Genomic DNA, 1745 nt, shown 5'->3' on the forward strand with positions numbered 1-1745 from the left:
ACCTACTCTATACTTGATTCAAACAAAAAAGATAAATATGGTAAATTAAACCAAACAAACTACAACATAAGCCTGGCCTCAAAGATGCCTTATTTGCAATAGTCAAAATCAAAGTAAATAAAAGTGGAATAAAATTTCAAAAAAGTGGCACTTTTTTAAAAAATACACTATATATATTAATGTAAGGATTAGTATAGTTTATTTTATTTTTTTGAATAGGAGCCCAAACAATCGGTCGCAGTGGGCTCCATAAAAGAAAAAAAGACTAACGTAAAGGTTAGTCTTAAAGAATTTTTAAAAAGTAAAAAAGTTGCCTTAACTTTTAGAGCGCAATAAATATTTTTAATTAAGTTTATCTAATAATAACTAGATTGACTCAATAATATCATATATTTATTAAATTTGTTAATCTTGGTTTTGTTCTTTTTTAGCTTTTTTTATTTTTGTCTAATAAATCATTTGATTTGTGTATATAATTTTGTAAAAAAATCTAAATCTTTTTCTGAAGATAATGTTTCTTTTTCTAATAATTTGTTAAACAACTGTATTAAAATGTTTCTATTTTGGAAAATAATCTTTTCTACTTCAGCAATATGTTTTCTGAATTGTTGATTGTCTGATTGTTTTTCTATTATTGATTCTAAAGCAACTCTTGCATGATTAAAATCTGAATAAAATCCAGTTTTACCTTCAATCGAATGATTTTGTATAAAACATTCTGCAACTAAACCTGCTAAATTAACTTGAATATCGTGTATGACATCTCCATATGGACGATGAAAAAAACATCCTTCATATTTTTCATCCGAATCAGGTTTAATTGTAACTTTATCTATAAATGTTTTTATTTTATTTTGTATATTTTCTTTTGTTTCTTGTTCATTTCGCGAATATTTTTTAAGATGATATAAAAAAGTTAAAGTATGTCCTGATTCATGTATAGCTGTTATTGTTTTCGGAATATCATAACTATTTATTTGTACAAATGGATAAGTTAATGAACTCCATGAATCCTTTTTATACAATTTTTGAATATTTTCTCCAATACTTTTTTGCACATTGGACATTATATCTTCTTCTAATTTTTCTTCTAATTTTTTTTCTAATTTTTTTGATTGATTTCTAATTTCATCTTTAATATATTCAAATGTGTCTTTTTTTTCTTTGATTTGCTGAAATACCGAATTTAATTCTTTATCTAAGTCTATTTTTGTTTGTTCAATTTGATCTTTTAATATTCCTATTTGATTGTTAAAGTTATCATGAACATCATTATATTGTTTTTTTAAATTTAATTCTTTTTCTAAGTCTATTTTTGTTGGTTCAATTTGATCTTTTTGACTTTTTAATGTTCCTATTTTCTTATCAAAGTTATTATTAACATTATTATATTGTTTTTTTAAATCTTTTTTTATTTCTTCTATTTTAACTAATATTTCATTTGTTAATCTTACATTATCAATATTTGTATTATTTAATTCACTATCTAATAATGTTTTTATTTGTTTCAAATCTTCTATATAATGTTGAAAATAATCATTAATATTTTGATAATTATCTTCATTAAATGGTGAAATTGATAAATTTGTTTTTATTGAAGTTAATTGTTCATTATTCTTTGTTAACGATGTTTTTATTTGATCATCATATGTTTTAAAAACATCTTCATATTCTTTTATTAATTTTTCTTTTATTTGTTTTATTTCATTTGTTACATTATCAACAATATTTATATTATTTGATTT

The 1745-nt window shown here is 21.6% G+C and carries 1 protein-coding gene; it reads right to left on the reverse strand.

Going from position 1 to position 1745, the window contains the following annotated elements:
- Window positions 1–455 precede the first annotated feature (455 nt).
- The coding region (locus RI76_RS03045; protein ID WP_017192146.1) for a hypothetical protein at window positions 456–1745 on the reverse strand (1290 nt) is incomplete at its 5' end.

It is taken from the genome of Milkweed yellows phytoplasma str. MW1 (assembly GCF_000309485.1).
In the GTDB taxonomy this organism is placed as follows: Bacteria; Bacillota_I; Bacilli_A; order Acholeplasmatales; family Acholeplasmataceae; genus Phytoplasma.